The 19,471-nt window shown below is 51.9% G+C and carries 17 protein-coding genes and 1 tRNA gene; 7 read left to right on the top strand and 11 right to left on the bottom strand.

Going from position 1 to position 19,471, the window contains the following annotated elements; translation table 11 throughout:
• Window positions 1-176 precede the first annotated feature (176 nt).
• Window positions 177-560 (top strand): hypothetical protein, encoded by a 384-nt coding sequence (locus tag BMW46_RS02290; RefSeq protein ID WP_074704104.1) that lies wholly within the window; start codon window positions 177-179, stop codon window positions 558-560.
• A gap of 131 nt (window positions 561-691) precedes the next feature.
• On the opposite strand, the gene BMW46_RS15290 is transcribed toward BMW46_RS02290, so the two are convergent.
• The 3 genes from BMW46_RS15290 to BMW46_RS15915 all read right to left on the bottom strand — a co-directional run bounded on the left by BMW46_RS15290 (window position 692) and on the right by BMW46_RS15915 (window position 2,879).
• Window positions 692-844 (bottom strand): hypothetical protein, encoded by a 153-nt coding sequence (locus BMW46_RS15290; RefSeq protein ID WP_177171017.1) that lies wholly within the window; start codon window positions 842-844, stop codon window positions 692-694.
• Window positions 845-1,135: 291 nt separating this feature from the next.
• Window positions 1,136-1,819: a PEP-CTERM sorting domain-containing protein gene (locus tag BMW46_RS02285; RefSeq protein WP_074704102.1), complete on the bottom strand. Its 684-nt coding sequence runs from the start codon at window positions 1,817-1,819 to the stop codon at window positions 1,136-1,138.
• Between the two features lie 910 nt (window positions 1,820-2,729).
• Window positions 2,730-2,879 (bottom strand): type II toxin-antitoxin system HicB family antitoxin, encoded by a 150-nt coding sequence (locus BMW46_RS15915; RefSeq protein ID WP_081355628.1) that lies wholly within the window; start codon window positions 2,877-2,879, stop codon window positions 2,730-2,732.
• A 389-nt stretch (window positions 2,880-3,268) separates the two neighbouring features.
• Here BMW46_RS15915 and BMW46_RS02270 point away from each other — a divergent pair, with 389 nt between their 5' ends.
• Window positions 3,269-3,607 carry a hypothetical protein gene (locus tag BMW46_RS02270; protein WP_074704098.1) on the top strand — a complete coding sequence of 113 codons (339 nt, stop codon included), beginning with the start codon at window positions 3,269-3,271 and terminating at the stop codon, window positions 3,605-3,607.
• 800 nt (window positions 3,608-4,407) lie between these two features.
• Here the strand turns inward: BMW46_RS02270 and BMW46_RS02265 are convergent.
• The 6 genes from BMW46_RS02265 to BMW46_RS02230 form a co-directional block, all read right to left on the bottom strand.
• Window positions 4,408-5,556: a PEP-CTERM sorting domain-containing protein gene (locus BMW46_RS02265; RefSeq protein ID WP_256376921.1), complete on the bottom strand. Its 1,149-nt coding sequence runs from the start codon at window positions 5,554-5,556 to the stop codon at window positions 4,408-4,410.
• Window positions 5,557-6,440: 884 nt separating this feature from the next.
• On the bottom strand, window positions 6,441-7,628 hold the full coding sequence (locus BMW46_RS02260) for an HAF repeat-containing PEP-CTERM protein (RefSeq protein ID WP_081355627.1): 1,188 nt from the start codon (window positions 7,626-7,628) through the stop codon (window positions 6,441-6,443).
• 98 nt (window positions 7,629-7,726) lie between these two features.
• Window positions 7,727-8,911, bottom strand: coding sequence for an HAF repeat-containing PEP-CTERM protein (locus tag BMW46_RS02250; RefSeq protein WP_074704097.1), 1,185 nt, complete (start codon window positions 8,909-8,911; stop codon window positions 7,727-7,729).
• 97 nt (window positions 8,912-9,008) lie between these two features.
• On the bottom strand, window positions 9,009-10,166 hold the full coding sequence (locus BMW46_RS02245; RefSeq protein ID WP_081355626.1) for a PEP-CTERM sorting domain-containing protein: 1,158 nt from the start codon (window positions 10,164-10,166) through the stop codon (window positions 9,009-9,011).
• 310 nt (window positions 10,167-10,476) lie between these two features.
• On the bottom strand, window positions 10,477-10,656 hold the full coding sequence (locus tag BMW46_RS15030) for a hypothetical protein (protein ID WP_143049070.1): 180 nt from the start codon (window positions 10,654-10,656) through the stop codon (window positions 10,477-10,479).
• A 641-nt stretch (window positions 10,657-11,297) separates the two neighbouring features.
• Window positions 11,298-11,374, bottom strand: a tRNA-Arg gene (locus BMW46_RS02230).
• A 290-nt stretch (window positions 11,375-11,664) separates the two neighbouring features.
• On the opposite strand from BMW46_RS02230, the gene apbC reads away from it, so the two are divergent.
• From apbC to BMW46_RS02215, 3 genes are all read left to right on the top strand, one after another.
• Complete coding sequence (gene apbC, locus BMW46_RS02225) at window positions 11,665-12,753, top strand: iron-sulfur cluster carrier protein ApbC (protein ID WP_074704095.1); 1,089 nt, start codon at window positions 11,665-11,667, stop codon at window positions 12,751-12,753.
• A gap of 105 nt (window positions 12,754-12,858) precedes the next feature.
• On the top strand, window positions 12,859-13,428 hold the full coding sequence (dcd, locus tag BMW46_RS02220; RefSeq protein WP_074704094.1) for a dCTP deaminase: 570 nt from the start codon (window positions 12,859-12,861) through the stop codon (window positions 13,426-13,428).
• A gap of 404 nt (window positions 13,429-13,832) precedes the next feature.
• Window positions 13,833-15,008 (top strand): type III PLP-dependent enzyme, encoded by a 1,176-nt coding sequence (locus BMW46_RS02215; RefSeq protein ID WP_074704092.1) that lies wholly within the window; start codon window positions 13,833-13,835, stop codon window positions 15,006-15,008.
• Between the two features lie 159 nt (window positions 15,009-15,167).
• On the opposite strand, the gene BMW46_RS02210 is transcribed toward BMW46_RS02215, so the two are convergent.
• Together BMW46_RS02210 and BMW46_RS02205 are read right to left on the bottom strand one after the other, a co-directional pair.
• On the bottom strand, window positions 15,168-15,740 hold the full coding sequence (locus BMW46_RS02210; protein ID WP_074704091.1) for a dihydrofolate reductase: 573 nt from the start codon (window positions 15,738-15,740) through the stop codon (window positions 15,168-15,170).
• Window positions 15,737-16,531: a thymidylate synthase gene (locus BMW46_RS02205; RefSeq protein WP_074704089.1), complete on the bottom strand. Its 795-nt coding sequence runs from the start codon at window positions 16,529-16,531 to the stop codon at window positions 15,737-15,739. The genes BMW46_RS02210 and BMW46_RS02205 overlap by 4 nt, the downstream gene beginning before the upstream one ends.
• A 94-nt stretch (window positions 16,532-16,625) precedes the next feature.
• On the opposite strand from BMW46_RS02205, the gene BMW46_RS02200 reads away from it, so the two are divergent.
• Window positions 16,626-18,107: a M17 family metallopeptidase gene (locus BMW46_RS02200; protein WP_074704088.1), complete on the top strand. Its 1,482-nt coding sequence runs from the start codon at window positions 16,626-16,628 to the stop codon at window positions 18,105-18,107.
• Between the two features lie 211 nt (window positions 18,108-18,318).
• A complete protein-coding gene (locus tag BMW46_RS02195; RefSeq protein ID WP_074704086.1) occupies window positions 18,319-19,413 on the top strand; it encodes an ADP-ribosylglycohydrolase family protein in 1,095 nt (364 codons plus the stop codon).
• Window positions 19,414-19,471: the final 58 nt, after the last annotated feature.

Genomic DNA, 19,471 nt, shown 5'->3' with positions numbered 1-19,471 from the left:
CAATGGGCAACGGGGTTGAAAACCAGTAGAATACGCACGCATCTCTCTCGGATAATTCACCCTTTACATCTTGGATGTCAGGCTGCTCTGTAAGGGACCGATCCCGGGCTGTTCTACCCGTTGGCAGAGAGAGCAAGTTTTGAACGCTGACAGGAACGCTCTCACAGAGGAGTCTTATGAACGCAAAACCCAGGCGCGAACCGCTAAAAGGCGCGAAGTCCAATCCTCAGACAACGCAGTCACCCGTACCGATCAGCTGCTGGACGAGCGCTGCAATCGGTATTACTACCTACATATTCGAAGAATCGGAGGAAGCTCTGCGTCAGTCCGGCCTGGTACCCGATTGGCTCGGTTATCCCGCGGACCCGGGTCATGGTGTGGCCGTGCCTGCTCATCCCGACTTCCCTAACTATTTGAAGCTCCTGAGGCTGAAAAGTGGCCAGTTACGTCTCATAATCGACGTCCGTGCCGTATTGAAAGCAGACGGTCAATTTCAGCGTTTTCTCGGCGGCTTGACCGCCGATACAAACCTTTCCCTGGTTAAAAGAGAGTCAGCCTGATATCGAGGCACCTCATTCATTCGAAGAATCTCCCCGATACAAAAAAGGGTTGGGCAAAACTGCCCAACCCTTTTTTATGCATGGAAAGTACGCATGCTCCAGTCCCTTCAAAGTCCCTCACCAAAATTTTCTCACGTTTTTTCTTGAGGGTCCTGATGCTCTTTCGGGACGTGATGGTCGGGAGTAATGACTTTCCCGTAGGTCGACGGGGATTCCGGAGTGGAAGGTTTGCAGCCGGCGGCATTGAACAACACCAATGCGGTAGCCAGAAATGTGAGTTTCATTTATCCGTTCTCCGTAAGAAATGGAATACTTGCTCTTGTAATTGTTACGGAAAGAATAATGTGCCCTTCTACCCTTTACTGTTTTGATCCAGGTCAATTCGGAGAGTAATTTATTCGAGTTACTCCCCATAAAATAAAAAGCGGCACACTACGCTTATACTTTTGATTGTCAACGTCCAGGCCATCGTTGATGGGAGAACCCGTTGCATATCCATCCGCCCATAACTTTGTACGGTATAGGCTTCTACTCTACATATGTGCTGCAACAAAACCGCGTGATAATAATGGGTACTAAACCGAGCCCTCTGTACGTCTGTTCACGCGCTGAACCATAAAAATACTCAAAATGCCGATCATGACAAGCGCGAGGACAGTAGGCTCCGGGACTGTACCACCGGGCAGTTGAGCCGGTACAGGATCAAAATACGTCTGGTTCGCCAACCCCTGGTTACCTACGTTCAGATACCCGGATGCAACAAGATCTGAAGAGGAATTGCTTTTTAACCAGCTCATGGTCCAGTTCGCACCCTGCATGTTGAGTTCATAAGTTTTTCCGCTGACCACAAAATCTTTTACGAAGGAAAACCCGTTGAATACGCCGTTCTCGAATCGTATGGACGGACCCCCTAAAATATTCGCGTTTCCAAATTCAAACTCCAGGGGGGAACTCCCAAATTCTATACTGAAGATAGTACTGCTTGATGCGCCGGTAACTGCTGCGAGTGGGATGTTCACGGTGCCAGTACCGCTTCCGGGTATGAGACTTTGATCGAATAACACATTGCCGCTGACGCTGCCGGCGGCACAGCCGCTGCATGTATTGGTTCCCTGCAAGCCCAGGCTGTTAGCCAGCCCACCCGTGGCGAGAATCCCACCGGAGAAATCGGCAGTCATATAAATAGGTGCTGCCTGAGTAGCCGATACAGTCGCCGCAAAAATTCCCGATACAATTGTGTTGTGAAGAAATTTATTCATACTCCCCCCTGGATATTGAAAAGACAACAGTAGAATCGGACGCCATCTTACTTAAAGCACGCCATATCGCTATTGGACTTAAGTACATCCTGGACTTTGGTACAGGGGAAACAAGACGTGGGTCTTGGCTTGCAGAGCCGAAAGTGATCAAGGCGCTGACGGAGGTATGCGATCAATTCTCAGGAAAGGATGGTGGGATAAAGAGCAACCCGTACCTCGAACTGTTGCTGTTTCCATTCGAGTGCTTTGTTTTTGCTTGCAAAACAGTCCCATTCGTCGACTGTCCGCCGGTTTCAGGAAATGGGATACCGCATCCTATGCAAGCGATCCTTATGATTCTGCCGACAGGAGGGCTCTCAGCTGCGGAGTCGCTGGAGCACGAGAAAAGGGATATTACGACGCGCTGCTCCACCCCCGAAACCGACTAACTGATAGATGCGGCTACAGATGTGCGGAACCGATTCATGCAAAACTCCCGCACTTGGCAACCTGAAAAGAAAATCGCCTAACGCAATAGCACATAGGCGATTGATTGTACTACTTGAATTGGTGCGTCCGGCAGGATTGGAACTCACGACTCCTTAGGTCGTAGCCGATTGGCTGAACCGGTATTTTTTTGTTTCCATACGTTAAGTATTTAACGGTAAAAAATTTCTTGTATTGTTATTCTACCTACTCGTTTCTCTCCTCCAAACGGGGAAGCGATTGCGGTAAACTCACCCCTGGCCCGGCGTTCGTCCGGGCCTTTTTATTGACTCTGTCCAGCCTTGAACTACTGGTCTTCTTTTCCTATCCTTGAATTGCAGAGGAGCAACAGTTTAAATCGCCGTAATTCGGATGACGGCGACTGCTGCTTCCTCTGCCAGGTTAGAGAGATGTGCATTAAATCATGGTAACTTACTCTAACTCTTCATCGCATCGCGTCCTGAGCTGCCTTTGCCAGAAACCCAAACCGGGTCATATGATGGGCACGAGCGTACTCGTCAATACTGCTAACTGGGCCTTCTGGCAACGAGATATTCAACCGGACCGTCTGGAAAGATATTTTTCCAATCCACATCCACTTTCACGTAGCCCCTACAGTAAATTGTTTTTTGTTTCCCGCTGCTGCACCGCCTGCACCTATCCCCTCATCGCTCCCCTTGCTGCGTCCAATCCAGCTTTAGCCAAGAAAGAAGAATGCGATTTCCCCGTCCTCGTAAACAGCGATGGGATTACCCCTATATTCTCCCTTTCTATTTCACATATGTGAAATATGATGGACCCAATGTGGGGCTCACCCCGACTTACTGTCGGGCCCACATTCTGGCTTACGCTGCAAATTAATTCTCCTCACTGAGACTGCCCTCTACCGAGGCTTGCTGTATCCGGTTTGTGTCATATCGGAGCTGGACACAGTAAGTTCGCATCGTCCCGAATTTTAGGGGGTAGCATAAACAAGGACGAGCTATGGAAAATGATGCAAATTTAAAGAAGAAAATCAGCTTCGAGAAGGAACAAGATTCGAACATTTCAAATCTGTCAGATGAAGAGTTTCAGCAGTCCTGCCAGATACTCACCAAGGTTCTTGCTACACTGCCCCCCAAGAGACAAAGGGAGCTTTTTGGGTTGCTACAAATTCTCGCCGAAGACGGCACTTCCCAAAAACAGCAATCCTCGGTTAGGCCGATAGCTGAAAAAATAGTGGCCACGGTATGTAGAGACGATCATTCATCGAGACCTCTTCCATACCAACCGGAACGCAGAATTTCCGATAGGCGGCGTAACGATCGACGTCAAAGTGATTAGGGAAAGCGGTTATGCAACGCTGGAAGTCCATGGACGTCAGAGGACATCCAGATACCGGAGATCATGGCAAACAAGGGATTCCGCATAGACGAATCGCATTAAAGCTTGGCAGAACTTCCACAGCAGTCGAAGAAAAGCCAAGACGCTGAGCATCCCCTTGTCTGGGGGTAGTTCTTTTATCTTACTGTTACTTCTCTACTCTGTCACTGCCTTGGTTGTCGCCCAAAACGACTAATAACCATCTGTGGTTTCCGCATTCGAACTCACGAATGCCTCGAATGCCTCATAACTGATTTACATCAATTTGACGGGCGCGGGAATCAAGTATCTTATTATCTGGCAACTCGTTTCGGTGGTTTTTTGTTGCCCTCCACTCCTCCGTCAATAAGCGCCAAAAATAAGCACCAAAAATCCGGTTCTAATCGGCCGATCGAGGCTTTACTGCTGAGCTAAGATAGCCATCCGGTTAGTAGCTACCATCACTGCCGCTCCCAGACTCTTTCTCCTTCTTTTGAGACTTGGGTTTATGATGTAGTGGACTCTCCTTTGCCCGGCTCACCGCCGGGCCTTTTCTTCCTTATTGCCTTAGCACAAACCGCAGCCGACAGGCGATTAAATTTACTAATAAAAATTGGCGCGCCCGGCAGGCTTCGAACCTACAACTCCCTTCGTAGCCGATTAGCTTAACCATTATTTTTATTTTCTTTCAATGTCTTATAAGATACGAAATGTACTATAAAATCTTTGGGCAATACCCTTTATGCGTTTGATTTAATAGTTCCTATTTGGGCTATAGTACATCAGAAACCCCTGTCTTCTGGTTTCTTGCGCCATGCCACAAACCCGATCAAGCCTAGACCCGCGAGCATCAAAATATAGGTCTCCGGCTCGGGAACCGTCAGAGTATGTTCGGGAACCGCCCAAGCAACAATATGTCCGTCGTTACTAATGCCAACGGCACTAGCAAGAATCCACCCTCCGGACACGTGAAGCAGCGAATTGAGATCTCTCATGTCTTCGCCATTAGGACCAGTAATAAACGCATGCTCGTAGCCGTTGCCTACTTCAAACTCTCCCACCACCTGTCCCGCATTGTTGATACCACGAGCTTCGCTCCATCGCCCGCCTAACGTGCCTAGATCTCTCATTCCCATCCCATCAGGACCAGTGATGAAGGCATGCTTTTCACCTTCATCAGTGTAAGAATATCCGGCGACCTGCCCGACATTGTTGATGTCATTAGCGGCGCTGGATTTTCCGCCTAACGTGCCAAGATCTCTCATTCCTATCCCATCAGGACCCGTGATGAAAGCATGCATTTCATTTTCATCAGTGTAAGAATATCCAGCAACCTGCCCGATATCGTTGATACCATTAGCGGTGCTGAAATATCCGCCTAACGTGCCAAGATCTCTCATTCGCATCCCGTCAGGACCAGTGATGAAAGCATGCGTTTCATTTTCATCAGTGTAAGAATATCCAGCAACCTGCCCAATATTGTTGATGTCATTAGCGCCGCTGAAATATCCGCCTAACGTGCCAAGATCTCTGATTCCTATCCCATCAGGGCCAGTGATGAAGGCATGAGTACCATCTCCACGAGTCCCAGACCCCCCCACAACCTGCCCCTCATTGTTGATACCACTAGCCTGGCTCGAATACCCGCCTAACGTGCCAATCTCGCTCGCCCACATCGCATTGGGATCGGTGATGAAGCCCCTCAACTCGATGACGCCGGGCCTTAAAGCCGCCCCCACTGCCTGCCCTGCATCATTGATGTCAATAACACTCGTGTATTCCCCGCCTAATCCATCTAGTGGAATTGGTGTCATCGTGTTGAGGTCCAAGTTATACGAGCGCGAGGCTGTGGCGTGAGTAACCAGTCCCAGACCACCCATCAGGGCAATGGCGAGAAAGAGGCTGCGGAAATTGAAGCAATAGTTGATCATTATTGTTTGCTCCAGAAAAATGGGTTAAAGATTGAAGGATTTACCTCTCGATCAAGTATGTTAAGTTACTAAACATGCTACAAGTCTAATCCTAATCCCTGTTCTTTTCTTTTCAACCGCTTTTTGAGCATGGCTTCTTCGTAGGTTATGCTACCTCTCCTCATCGCCGCTAATGAAATTCTGTTCCCTCTCCCGCTCCTGCCGCATCTTCCGAATACCCAGCGCCCACTCTCTGCACTCGTCCCGTTTGACCCGGTGCAATCGGGATTTAAGCATGTAGCCGTAAAGATCGCTTTCAGTTCGGCCTGGAAGTCGTAACCAATCAGATCATCCTCCTTCAGGATCGACGTTCGCACTGTCGGAGGCGGTGGAAATGGCAAAATAGGCACGACCTGTACTATCGCCGTTCTTGTTCTGCAGCCGAAAAGAGGAGGGTTATATCGATGAGGAAACGAGCCTATACCACGGCTGGGACAGCATGTGGGTCGTTTCGTCGATCGAATATTGAAAGAAATCAGTTACACCAAAGATTCACGAAACACGACTTGCGTGCCAAATGCGTGTCTGGTGCGGAGTCCCTGGAGCATACGCGCGCCCTGCTTTCGCACTCTGACGCCCACATTACCGAGGCAATTTATCGACGCAAATCAGGGCGAGTTAAGCCACTGAATAGTAAACGAGGTGGCGAATAGCAAAAAAGGGGTTAGCAAGCTTCGCTAACCCTTGATTATTGGTGGGCCCGGCAGGATTCGAACCCACAACCCCTTGGTTCGTAGCCGATTAGCTTAACTGTTATTAAATTATTATTTTCAATAGCTTACAAAACCCAATTTGTACTATAAAATTCCTTCTTGGTACGTCTTATGCTTATGATTTACAAAGATTTAGTTTTCCGGGAATAGTATAGTAAAAATCCTGTTTTCCGATTTCTGCCGCCATGCCACAAACCCGATCAAGCCCAGGCCTGCAAGCATCAGAGCATAGGTCTCGGGTTCGGGAACGAGAGTACTGGTAACAATGAGGACCTGTCCCGCGTTGTTGATGCCGATGGCTTGCGATATAAAAGTTCCAGCTGGCAACTCAACCAGCGAATTGAGGTCGGTCATGCCCACCCCATTGGGACCGGTAATGAAAGCATGCATCCCACTTGTAGCCGTAGCGAACGCCCCTACCACCTCTCCGGCATCATTGATGCTATTGGCGTAACTCTTATTTGCTTCCAGCGGCCCGAGATCAGTCATGCCCACCCCATTGGGACCGGTAATGAAAGCATGCATCCCACCTGTAGCCGTGGTGGACGCCCCTACCACCTGTCCGGCATCATTGATACCAGCAGCAAAACTGTTAACTCCACCAAGCGTCCCGAGGTCGGTCATGCCCACGCCATTGGGACCGGTAATGAAAGCATGCTGATCACCAGCAGCCGTGTCGGAGGTTCCCACCACCTGCCCAGCATCGTTGATGCCAGTCGCGTCAGCAGAAACTCTACCCAGCGGCCCGAGATCGGTCATACCTACACCATTAGGACCGGTAATGAAGGGATGGTCTCGGAAATCGTATGGGTCGTAGGGATTCCTATTTCCTGCCACTTGCCCGGCATTGTTAATGCCAGTGGCGCTACTCCAAAATTCTCCCTGTGGCCCAAGATCGGTCATGCCCACGCCGTTGGGGCCGGTAATGAAGGCGTGGGTACGGCCCGGCACGTCCAGATAGGCCTCCCCCACCACTTGTCCGGCATTATTGATGCTAGTGGCAATACTGTAAGGGCCACCCAGCGTCCCGAGATCGGTCATGCCCGCGCCATTGGGACCGGTAATGAAAGCGTGCCGCTCACCTGTGGCCGTGGTGGATATTCCCACCACCTGCCCGACATCATTGATATCATAAACCTTAGTGACGCTTCCACCCAGTGTCCCGAGAGAAATCAAACCTTTACCGTTGAGGTCTAGGATGAATGTGCCTACATCTCGTACATCCTGCTGTGCGAAGACAGGGGAAGTAAAGCACAATCCGATACTTATGGTTGTCGCTAGAATCAAGCTCTGCATTCTGGAATTACGGGTCATTTTCATTATTCTCTCTCCAGTAAGAAACGGTTTTCAGAGATTGGGACTTCCCGATTTGCTGAATACCTATCGCCCATTCTCTACACTCATCGAACGTATTGGTATTAAACTCTGCTTCCTGATTTCTGCCGCCATGCCACGAATCCGATCAAGCCCAGGCCTGCGAGCATCAAGGCATAGGATTGAGGCTCGGGGATAGGGGGGATAGTGGTAGCGAGGGCAATGATCTGCCCCACGTTATTGATATCGACAGCTGCCACTAGAACAATCCCCGCCGGCAAGTCAACCAGCGAATTGAGATCTGTCATGCCCACGCCATTGGAGCCGGTGATAAAAGCATGCTCATAACCTGCGGCCGTGGTGAATCTCCCCACCACCTGCCCAGCATCATTGATATCAAAGGCTTGACTGGTACCTTCACCTAGCGTCATCCCGAGATCGGTCATGCCTATGCCATTGGGGCCGGTGACGAAAGCGTGCAGAGCACCTGCGGCTGTCCAGGAATACCCGACCACCTGTCCGGCGTCATTGACGCCCTTGGCAGCACTGCCATATTCAACTCCATCTCCACCCAGCGTCCCGAGATCGGTCATGCCTACGCCATTGGGACCGGTAATGAAAGCATGGCGATTACCGGCAGCCGTGGTGGAATACCCTACCACCTGTCCGGCGTCATTGATGTCAGTGGCGACACTATAATCTCCGCCCAGCGTCCCGAGATCGGTCATGCCTACGCCATTGGGGCCGGTGATAAAAGCGTGCGAAGCACCTGAGCCTGGGGCTGGGGAGGAGTCTCCTACCACCTGCCCAGCGTTATTGATGCCAGAGGCGGAACTGGCAATGTAAACTCCACCCAGCGTCCCGAGATCGATCACGCCCACTCCATTGGGGCCGGTGATAAAAGCGTGCCGATCACCAGCAGTCGGGATGGATGCCCCTACCACCTGCCCCGCGTCATTGATGGCAGCGGTATAAAGGTAATTCCCAGCCAGCAGAGGCCCCCCCAGAAGGGTCTTGCCCACGCCATTGGCACCGGTGATAAAAGCTTGCCAATCCCCTGCGGCCGTGCGTGAATCCCCCACCACCTGTCCGGCGTCATTGATGTCAGAGGCAGAATTGGAATCTCCTCCCAGCGTCCCAAGATCAGTCAGTGTTTTGCTATTGATGTCCAGGATGTACGAGTATAACGGTACGTACTGTGCGGACGCAGGGGAAACAAAACAAAGTCCGATAGTCAGGGCTGCCGCCAGCATCAGGCTCTGGATTTTAGAGCTAGGGGTAATTTTCATGATTTTCTCTCCAGTAAAAACGGTTTTCAGAGATGTGAGGCTCGCCGATTTGCTGAATACCTATCACCCATTCTCTACACTCATCGAGCTGTTGGCACTAAACCCTGCTTCCTGATTTCTGGCGCCATCCCACAAACCCGATCAAACCCAGGCCTGCGAGCATTAGAGCGTAGGTTTCAGGTTCCGGAATAGCAAGAACAATCACCTGCCCTTCATTATTTATACCCATGGCGGTGGTGAGGACGCCCCCTTCGGACAGGTGAACCAACGAATTGAGGTCTATCATACCTTCTCCGTTGGGACCGGTAATAAACGCATGCCGATTCCCGTCCGCCGTATTGGCCCACCCAACTACCTGTCCTATATCGTTAATTCCAAGGGCCTCGCTGCCAAGGCCTCCTAGCGTACCCAGATCGATCAGCTCCGTGGCGCTCGCATTGGTTATGAAAGCATGGGAGACGCCATTAGCTTCGTAAGAACCTATTATCTGTCCTGCCTCATTAATCCCGACAGCCTTGCTAGAGTAATTTCCAGCCAAAGCCCCTATATCAGTCCAAAGTCCCGGGGGTGTACTGGGGTAGTAGAGGGAACCGAGAACAGCATGGCCAGAGGCTACTCCCACGGCTTGTCCGGAATTGTTAACTGCAAGCAACTCGGCTTGAGAATCAAACGAAAGCAAGCCACTAATCCTTTCTGTTCCCCCATCATAAACACCACTATATGCAGCCGGATAAATTAACCAACTTGACGTAAAAGGTTGTTTGGGGAAATCCCATCCCACTACTACCCCCGCATCGTTAACTCCGGTGGCTTGGAAGTCGAGCCACTGTCTACCCTCACTATTGGGACCAGTAATGAAAGAACTCGCCCGCATAAACCACTGCTCTGGGTCCACATAGTAAGATGGGTAGTTCCCGATAACCTGTCCAGCATTGTTGATTCCGACGGCCTCAGACCAGTTTTCCGAGGGATCCGTATCCACTCTACTCATCCCCATTCCGTTCGGCCCGGTTAGAAAGGCATGAGTCTCCCCTTGGATTGTTCTCGAACTGCCGACCACCTGTCCGGCATCATTGATGTCTCTAGCGACAGTGCCCCCTCCTCCCAGGCTTCCGAGATTGACTACTAGCTTACTGTCAAGATCAATAAGGAGTGAATGCTGTTCGGCAGTGGCATGCGTGACGAAACTGAGACCGGTAAGTAGGGTTGTGGCAAGAATGAGGCCACGGACCTCGAAGCAATGTTTGATTATCATTGTAGGCTCCAGAAAGGTGGATTGAAGGATTGATTCTCCCCAGATCAGGTTCAATCAATTGCTTGAGGGCATTATCTATAGTGCCGAGTCTGATCCTAATCCCTGTTCCTTTCTCTTTTCAACCGCTTTTTCAGAGGGGCTTTTGCTGACTTAAGCTACGTCCTTTCATCGTTGCTATTGGAATTCTGCTCTCTTTCCCACTCCTCCCGCATTTTCTGAATACCTAATCCCCACTCCCTACACTCGTCCCGTTTCATGCGGGTGCGATGGGCTTTAAGGGCATGGTCGTAAAGATCGTTTTCAGTTCGGCCTAGAAGTCGTAGCTCACCCTATCATTCAGTTTTGAGTTCGCCTCGATCAGCGCGAGACTCCTGGCATTCGCTTCCTCGAGCTGCTGGTGTTTCCAGATAAGCGCCTTGTTTTCCTTGGCCACGCATTCTGCACGCTCTACTTTCCGGCCATCTCGTGAATTGCGTGGATGCCCATCCATACCACGACAATTGCAACGACAATCAGGCCGAGAACCGCCCCGCCTTTGCGATCTGGTTCCAGCCTATAACCATGCCTTAATTCCTCCAAAATAATCGATTACAGGGCGTTATAATCGCCTGGTTTTTGTGCAGATTTTGCTTAAATGCGGAAAATGGCGATGACGCAACCGCTCCCGCCAATGATCACGAAAATGTCCAGGTCGAGAGGGAGAGGGAAAATCATGATAGGGGGACGCCTCACAGCGCCCCGTCGAACTTATTAGGCGGCTGCTTTTTCTTCTGCCATTTTTGCAGCAATAGCGCGGAGCGGTTCCTGCACACCCTTTACCAGCAGCTCTTGCAGAGAGACGTACGCCGAGCGCCGCTAGGATTCGCAAATGTCAGGGTGCGCGACCTCAAACACACGTTTGGCCGCAGACTGCGATCTGCTGGCGTGCCGCTCGAAACAAGGAAGGTGTTATTGGGGCACAAGAACGGTGACATTACGAGTCACTACTCTGCGCCCGAGATCGGGGAACTGATAGATGCAGCTAATAGAGTGTGCGGAACTGATTCACGCAAAACTCCCGCACTGGTAATTCTAAAAAGAAAAATCGCCTAGTGCTGTAACACATAGGCGATTGAATTTACTAGGAAAAGCTGGCGCGCCCGGCAGGATTCGAACCCACGACCCCTTGGTTCGTAGCCAAGTACTCTATCCAACTGAGCTACGGGCGCTATGACTGGTAACTACTCTGGCATATCCAGTGCCGTGCGTGATTATATCAGACTGATGCACTTCCGAGTCAAAGCATTCCGTCTGATCTTATCCTTGAAAAGCTGGCTGGTCATATTCTGATTCATTTATCACAATTCATCGTTCCATGAGTTTTTCCTCTGCCCTTCTTTCATGCATGGAAGAAAGGAGCAAGCACCGCTGGCCGTTCTCATCCTCGAAGGATTCGCGAACCCTTGATATTTGTTAATATTCGAGTCATCAGTAGCCCCAGATCAAAGGAGTTCAAAAAATGGCTATCACAGAACAGCAAATACTGGCCGCACTCAGGGAAATTACCGATCTCACCACGGGCAAGGATTACATAAGCACCAACGAGGCGCGCAATGTCGTCATCGAGGGCAATAATGTATCGCTGGATATTGTGCTCGGTTATCCCGCAAAAAGCGTAATGGCGGATATTCGCGATCAGGTGATTGGAAAGCTCAAAGCCATTCCGGGAGTCGGCAGCGTAAATGCCAATGTTTCAAGCAAGATCGTTTCCCACGCAGTTCAGCGTGGGGTAAAACTCATCCCGGGAGTCAAGAATATCATTGCCGTGGCCTCCGGCAAGGGCGGAGTAGGCAAATCTGCCACGGCAGTCAACCTTGCGCTGGCCCTGGCTGCCGAAGGCGCTTCTGTCGGGATACTGGACGCCGATATCTATGGTCCCTCGCAACCGCAAATGCTGGGCATTACCGGCAGGCCGGATTCTCCCGATGGCAAGACCATCGAACCGATGAGAGCGCATGGCATTCAGGCCATGTCCATCGGGCTTCTGATCGATGCGGAAACACCGATGGTGTGGCGCGGGCCCATGGTTACCCAGGCCCTGCAGCAGTTGCTGATCGATACCCGGTGGGAGGAAATAGATTATCTTATTGTGGACATGCCGCCGGGAACGGGCGATATCCAGTTGACACTTGCGCAAAAAGTGCCGGTGACAGGAGCCATCATTGTTACGACACCTCAGGATATTGCGTTGCTCGATGCGCGCAAGGGATTGAAGATGTTCCAGAAAGTAGGCATTCCCATAATTGGCATCATCGAAAATATGAGTACGCACATTTGCTCGAACTGCGGGCATGAAGAGCATATTTTTGGCGCAGGTGGTGCGGAAAAAATGTGCAGGGATTACGATGTGGAATTGTTGGGAGCGCTGCCCCTCGATATAAAAATTCGCGAACATACCGATTCTGGCAATCCGACAGTTGTTGCAGAGCCTGACGGGCGAATAGCGGAAATTTATCGCAGTATCGCCCGCCGCCTCGCCGTGAAAATCGACGAGTTGTCATTGGACCATTCCGCGCTGTTCGCCAGGATTGTGGTTGAGGATACCTGATTCCGGAAATGGAAAGATGGTCTCTGGAAGGGAGCGCGACGGTTTGCGCTCTTTCCGTCTTCCCCCGCCTGTACATTCTGTTCACCTCGCATTCTTTCTTTCAACATGACAATTAAGTCGGATAAGTGGATTCGCCGGATGGCGATGGAACACGGCATGATCGAGCCGTTCGAGCCGAACCAGGTCAAGCATGCCCCTGACGGACACAAGATCGTTTCATACGGAACTTCGAGTTATGGATACGACATTCGGTGCTCGGATGAATTCAAGCTGTTCACCAATATCAACTCCGCCATCGTGGATCCTAAAAACTTCGATTCCAACTCCTTTATCGACGTGAAAAGCAACGTCTGTCTTATTCCGCCCAATTCCTTTGCGCTTGCCCGCACAGTTGAATACTTTCGCATTCCGAGAAATGTATTGACCATTTGCCTCGGAAAATCCACTTATGCCCGTTGCGGCATCATTGTCAACGTCACTCCCTTCGAGCCGGAGTGGGAAGGCTTCGTTACACTGGAGTTTTCCAATACCACGCCTCTTCCCGCAAAGATTTACGCGAATGAAGGGGTAGCCCAGGTAATCTTTTTCGAATCAGACGAGATCTGCGAAACCTCTTACAAGGACAGGGGGGGGAAATACCAGGGCCAGCATGGGGTGACACTGCCAAAAATCTGAACACATCCGGTACTTCCTTCACAAGCCTGTCCCGAGCTCCCGAGTGGATCGAAGGGCTTGTCCTGAACACCATTCGACCTTCGATCCATCGACAGCCCGAGGGCAAGGCCAGGCGTCACTTTGACTGTCTACTTTACCCCCTGTATTTTCCTTACTTGCAAAATTCGCAATGGCGTGAATACGATACGTCCAGGAGGAACTTCGGGGCAAACACAGGGTCTCTTCCACATTCAAAAAAACGCTTGATTCCGCTGGAATCAAGTCTATAATCCGCTTTTTTTTACGTTATCAAATCGAAGGACAGGAGGTCATCATGACAGGCAAAGCAAACTACTTCATCACGGCTGATCTGGTAAATATCCATACTCCCGTAACGTAGCGTCTTCAAAAGGAAGGGCGATCTCATGCAAATGCGTAATACCGCTCTACGGCAAGCCGTAGAAGTAGAAGAAATATTCGACACCCACCCCGAAGTCAGCCTGGATTTTGAACACGTTCAGGCAGCTCTCAAACAGGGCTACAGCAAGCCATTCCTGCTGGTTGACAGTAATATCATCCGCAACAAGGCCCGAAGATTCAAAGCAGCCATGCCGCGTGTGCAGCCACACTATGCGGTCAAGGCCAATCCCGATCCACGCGTATTGAAAACGCTGATCGAGGAAGGCGTTGGATTTGAAATTGCCTCCATTTCAGAGCTTGACCTCCTGCTCAGCCTGAATGTGCCTGCCGCGGATATTTATTACAGTAATCCGATGAAATCCCGGGCGTACCTGGAATATGCCGCAGCCAAAGGTGTGGAGTGGTATGTACTGGATAGTGTCGAGGAGCTACGCAAGATCGTCAGCGTGAAGCCGGATGCGAAACTGTATTTGCGGATAGATACGCCTAACATCGGGAGTGACTGGCCGCTTGCCGGCAAGTTCGGCACGCATGTGGCCGAGATCAAGGAGATTATTGACGAAGCCGCGAACCTCCAGGCTGATCTTGCCGGAGTGACCTTTCACGTCGGTTCGCAATGCCGCAATCCACAGAATTGGCGGGTCGGCATCGAGCGGGCAATCAAGGCATTTGCCGACATGCGCCAGGCGGGATTGTCACCGCGTTTGCTCAACATCGGCGGCGGCTACCCCGTGCGGCATGTCAAGCCCATTCCATCGATAGAAGTTATCGGTGAGGTCGTGAACGAAGCGATTGCGAACCTGCCGGAGAACATTCGCATCATGGCTGAGCCCGGGCGCTACCTCGTCTCGGATGCGGCCTATTTTGTCTGCCGCGTAGTAGGAACGGCGACCCGTAACGGCAAACGCTGGATGTATTGGGATGCAGGCGTCTTTGGTGGCGTGATCGAGGTCACGGAAGGCTTGCGGTATGAAATTCTTTCTGATCGCACGGGACCGAGCATCCCCTGGTCTGTAGCGGGACCAACCTGTGATTCGGTCGATATTCTCATGCGCGATGAACTGCTGCCGGAGAATATTGAGGAAGGTGATTTCATCTATATACCCAATGCCGGCGCTTATACTACAGCCTACGCCAGTAACTTCAACGGATTTCCTTTGCCAGAGGTGGTCGTCCTGTAACTCAATAAAATCAGGATTCCCGCTTGCCAGCACGGTTCTGGACAAGCTGGTTCCGGGACGGTCAGGCGGCGCAACCGGACAATAATAATAAAAAAGGCGGGTCACAGTTATCTGTGGCCCGCCACTTTTTTTGAAGGAACGCTTAACGCTTGTCAGAAATCAGAGTCCGGGATTCAGAATTCCGAGTCGCTGAGCGCCTTGTTCCTGTTGACTTGCCTTGCGGTCGAGTGTGACAAAATGGTACTCCAACCCGCTGTCATCCACGTGCTCTTCGCGCGAAACCTCCCACCAATCATTCCTGTCAAATTCCGGAAAATACGTGTCACCCTCGAAATCCCTGTGGATCTCGGTCATATACAGACGATCACATAGCGGCAGCATCTGCTGGAATATATCTGCACCCCCAATGACGAAACATTCGTTCACTTGATCGAGCCGCCCCTCTTTTCCGCTTTTGGTCTGGCTGCAGGCGGTCAGCGCTTCTCCTATGGACCTGACAACCAGTGCGCTCGGAACTTCATAATCAGGTTGTCTCGTGATAATGATGCTGGTGCGACCGGGAAGAAGCCGGCCGATGGATTCATACGTCTTGCGCCCCATGATGATGGGATGCCCCATCGTTAGCTCCTTGAAATGCTTGAGGTCGTGCGGCAGTCGCCAGGGAAGCGCATTGTTATTACCGATTGCGCGATTTCGCGCCATGGCCACCAAAACGGAGAGTCGAGGTGTCATACTGCAATGGGTGCCTTGATTGCCGGATGAGGATCGTACCCTTCCAGGTTGAAATCCTCATACCGGAAGTCGAAAACATCCCCGATTGCCGGGTTCAATTTCATGATAGGCAGTTTTTTCGGGACCCGCCCTAATTGTTCGTGTGCCTGTTCCAGATGATTGAGATAAAGATGCGCATCGCCAAAAGTATGAACGAATTCACCCGCGCGTAAATCACAGCTTTGCGCCAGCATGAGCGTAAGCAGAGCATAGGAGGCAATGTTGAACGGAACACCCAGGAAGATGTCAGCGCTGCGCTGGTAAAGCTGGCAGGAAAGCTTATCATCCGCCACATAGAACTGAAACAGCGCGTGGCACGGCGCCAGCTTCATTTCCTGCAGTTCCCCCACATTCCAGGACGATACGAGCATGCGGCGGGAATCGGGCGTTTTCCTGATCTGCTCGACCACCTGCCTGATCTGATCGATATGGCCTCCCTTCCCGTCCGGCCATGAACGCCACTGGCGGCCGTATATCGGCCCCAGATCACCATTCTCATCCGCCCATTCATCCCAGATGGAAACGCCATTTTCGTTGAGATACCTTATATTGGTATCACCTCTCAAAAACCAGAGCAGTTCATAAATGATGGATTTCAGGTGCAGTTTCTTTGTTGTCAACAGGGGAAAACCTTCAGACAGGTCGAAGCGCATCTGGTAGCCGAAAACAGAAAGCGTGCCAGTACCCGTGCGATCGGATTTTTTTTGTCCGTGCTCCAGAACATGCTGCATCAGGTCGAGGTACTGGCGCATCGAAGTCGTGAACGTCAGCGAATGGAATTTAGTAAAAAGAAGCGTCCCGCGTATAATGGACGAGGTCTCATTCTAACAGAATAGAGGGATTTTCATGCTTGCAGCGCTCACCCAGAAAAATGCTCCCCTCGCCTCCCTTGACGACGCAGGCAAAGTCACTCATATCCTGGTGGTATTGCCAGCGTGGGCCGAACCATCGGATGAACTCGATTTTTTCGGAAAAGATTTACTGAGTGTCTTGTTGTCGCGGCGCAAAATGAAGGCGGAAGAAATCAGCGGAACGCCGGTTTCAGCCAATCTCGCGAGTGGCGAATTATGTGCATGGGTGAGGATCGATCCGGTCAAATCCGTGTTCGAGCAGCAAGTATCGATGCGCAAAGCCTTGCAATTGTTGCTGGAAGAAAGTCCTTCCGAAATAAGCGTTACCGTTTATGGCGACTCCGGTGAAAGGCGGATGGCGGCGCAACTGGCACTCTACGCGGCATGGATCAACGGTTCATTACTACCATCGCGCAAAACGGGTAAAAATGAGAACTACCGCGGGCTCGAACGAATCGTGCTGCACGGGCACGAGGAAGCGGATAATTTTGCCCTGCTGAAAGCCACGGCGGAAGGAAATCTGCTTACGCGGGAACTCACAGTATTGCCGCCCAATGAGCTGACGCCGGGACTCTACCGCAAGCGCATCCAGGAACTGGCGACAAGGGAAGGCTGGGATTATCAGGATTTCGATGTCAAAGCGCTGCGCGAGATGGGTGCCGGCGCTTTTGTCGCGGTTGCCCAGGGGAGCGATCCCGAAGACGCAGCCATAGTGCACGTGCGGCGGCGGATGAAAAAAATGGACAAGACAGCCACACTGGTGGGCAAGGGTATCTGCTTCGATACCGGAGGGCATAACCTGAAGCCGGCACGTTACATGCATGGCATGCACGAGGACATGAACGGCTCCGCTGTTGCCCTGGGCATACTATTGGCTGCAACCCGCGTCAACCTCCCCGTGAATATCGATTGCTGGCTTGCCATCGCACAGAACCATATCAGTCCGCATGCCTACAAGCAGAACGATGTCATTAGGACGCTCAATGGGACTACTGTAGAGATCGTCCATACCGATGCCGAAGGACGGATGGTGCTCGCGGACACCCTGACCATGGCAGCGAGAGAGAAGCCCGATATGATGATGGATTTCGCAACACTCACAGGAAGCATGCACGTGGCGCTGGGATCGCGCTACAGCGGCATTTTCAGCAATCGCGAAGAGTTGATGCAGAAGGCGCTGGCAGCAGGGAGGGTAACAGGCGAACGAGTCTGGGGATTTCCCCTCGATGCCGATTATGATGTCGAACTGGAAAGCAAGATTGCCGATGTCAGGCAGTGCACCCTGGAGGGCGAGGCCGATCACATTCTCGCCGCCAGATTTCTCAATCGCTTCGTGGATGACGTTCCCTGGCTGCACATGGACCTTTCCGCGAGCAATCACAAGGAAGGGCTGGGCGCAGTGGGAAGCCCAGTGACCGGGTTTGGCGTGGCGTGGGGTGTGGAGATGCTCAGGGTCCTGTTTTCAGGCTCCCTTTAACCTTTAACAGGTGGACAGGTGGATGCAGGTCATATCTTGTTCCCGCTTATCGAAATTGTTCGGATACATGTCCCTTTCTGATTGAGCGGGTTTTGCGGGCCCTTATGCGATCAGTGTAACAAAACGGTTCTTTCGCCTGCTGTTACGCTTCACGATTCGAAGCTGAAACTTGTGTATCGCAAGCATTTCCTGCGAAGAGGAGGATCAGAACATGTTCGACCCTGCTATACAGAACCGCGCTGCCGGCGCCATCATGGGCGCTTTTATCGGGGATGCCCTGGGCCTCGGTCCTCACTGGTACTACGACCTGGCAGTGCTCCGCCGCGACTACGGCGACTGGATCACGACTTATACCGATCCCAAGCCCGGCCGCTACCATAGTGATCTCAAGGCAGGCCAACTCTCCCAGACCGGTATCATTCTCCGGCTCATGCTGCGCTCGCTCGTCGAACGCGGCGGCTATGACGAAGCGGATTTCTGCCAGCGGATGGATGAGGAAATACTCCCATTTCTTAACGGCATGCCCGTGAACGGCCCTGGCGGATATACCCAGCAGTCGATTCGCGACGCTTGGCGCAAGCGTGTCCAGCAGAACCTGCCATGGGGGCAAACGGGAGGTCAGGCCGATACTACTGAAGCAATAGGGCGCACGCTGGCGCTGGCGGTCCGTTACGCCTTCCAGCCGCAAGAGATGGCGACCGTTATCTCCGGCAATACCCGTCTTACCCAGATCGACGGTACTGTGGTTACCCTGACTGTCGCGTACGGGTCGGTGCTGAGTCTCCTGGTGCAGGGACACCAGCTCAACAGGAGTCTTTCCGGCAAGCTCATGCGATTGGCAAGGGCGGGAAAACTGCCTTTCCATACAATGGCCCATACCGACTTGCAGCCCCCTCAAGAGGACCTTCCGTGCGAAAGTGGATATTCTGTCTCTCCGGACGCCCTGCTCACGCCCTCATATATAGCGGCAGCTGCGCTAGACCCGGATATCCGGATAGAACCGGCATGGAAAGTCTCCATCGTCTATGGCATGACCTGCGCCATTTATCATCAGCTTCCCGCGGCCTATCATCTCACTGCCCGTTTTCCGAATGATTTCGAATCGGCTGTGCTCCACGCAGTGAATGGCGGCGGCGAAAATCAGGCGCGGGCCGCTTTGACCGGTGCACTCGTTGGAGCCCAAGTCGGCTTGTCGGGGATACCCCGGCGCTTCCTCGATGGCCTGGATGAAGGCGAAGCACTCCAGCGACTTGCGATGGATCTGGGATCGAAAGTGGGGGCTTCAACTGGCGAGGGAGAAAGCTGAAAACCGGAGGAACTCTGGAATCCAGGATTCTTCTTAAAAACCCAAGCTCGGCAGGAAG

Origin of the sequence: Nitrosospira multiformis (genome assembly GCF_900111585.1) — a bacterium.
GTDB lineage: Bacteria > Pseudomonadota > Gammaproteobacteria > Burkholderiales > Nitrosomonadaceae > Nitrosospira > Nitrosospira multiformis_B.
The sequence above is the reverse complement of the archived record's forward strand: the minus strand, read 5'-3'. Positions and strand labels throughout refer to the sequence as shown.

Bases quoted from the DNA above. Each gene is read 5' to 3' on its own strand.
- BMW46_RS02290 (WP_074704104.1), top strand. From the start codon at position 177: ATGAACGCAAAACCCAGGCGCGAACCGCTAAAAGGCGCGAAGTCCAAT.
- BMW46_RS15290 (WP_177171017.1), bottom strand. From the start codon at position 844: ATGAAACTCACATTTCTGGCTACCGCATTGGTGTTGTTCAATGCCGCC.
- BMW46_RS02285 (WP_074704102.1), bottom strand. From the start codon at position 1,819: ATGAATAAATTTCTTCACAACACAATTGTATCGGGAATTTTTGCGGCG.
- BMW46_RS15915 (WP_081355628.1), bottom strand. From the start codon at position 2,879: ATGTGGATTGGAAAAATATCTTTCCAGACGGTCCGGTTGAATATCTCG.
- BMW46_RS02270 (WP_074704098.1), top strand. From the start codon at position 3,269: ATGGAAAATGATGCAAATTTAAAGAAGAAAATCAGCTTCGAGAAGGAA.
- BMW46_RS02265 (WP_256376921.1), bottom strand. From the start codon at position 5,556: ATGATCAACTATTGCTTCAATTTCCGCAGCCTCTTTCTCGCCATTGCC.
- BMW46_RS02260 (WP_081355627.1), bottom strand. From the start codon at position 7,628: ATGAAAATGACCCGTAATTCCAGAATGCAGAGCTTGATTCTAGCGACA.
- BMW46_RS02250 (WP_074704097.1), bottom strand. From the start codon at position 8,911: ATGAAAATTACCCCTAGCTCTAAAATCCAGAGCCTGATGCTGGCGGCA.
- BMW46_RS02245 (WP_081355626.1), bottom strand. From the start codon at position 10,166: ATGATAATCAAACATTGCTTCGAGGTCCGTGGCCTCATTCTTGCCACA.
- BMW46_RS15030 (WP_143049070.1), bottom strand. From the start codon at position 10,656: ATGGATGGGCATCCACGCAATTCACGAGATGGCCGGAAAGTAGAGCGT.
- apbC (WP_074704095.1), top strand. From the start codon at position 11,665: ATGGCTATCACAGAACAGCAAATACTGGCCGCACTCAGGGAAATTACC.
- dcd (WP_074704094.1), top strand. From the start codon at position 12,859: ATGACAATTAAGTCGGATAAGTGGATTCGCCGGATGGCGATGGAACAC.
- BMW46_RS02215 (WP_074704092.1), top strand. From the start codon at position 13,833: ATGCAAATGCGTAATACCGCTCTACGGCAAGCCGTAGAAGTAGAAGAA.
- BMW46_RS02210 (WP_074704091.1), bottom strand. From the start codon at position 15,740: ATGACACCTCGACTCTCCGTTTTGGTGGCCATGGCGCGAAATCGCGCA.
- BMW46_RS02205 (WP_074704089.1), bottom strand. From the start codon at position 16,531: ATGCGCCAGTACCTCGACCTGATGCAGCATGTTCTGGAGCACGGACAA.
- BMW46_RS02200 (WP_074704088.1), top strand. From the start codon at position 16,626: ATGCTTGCAGCGCTCACCCAGAAAAATGCTCCCCTCGCCTCCCTTGAC.
- BMW46_RS02195 (WP_074704086.1), top strand. From the start codon at position 18,319: ATGTTCGACCCTGCTATACAGAACCGCGCTGCCGGCGCCATCATGGGC.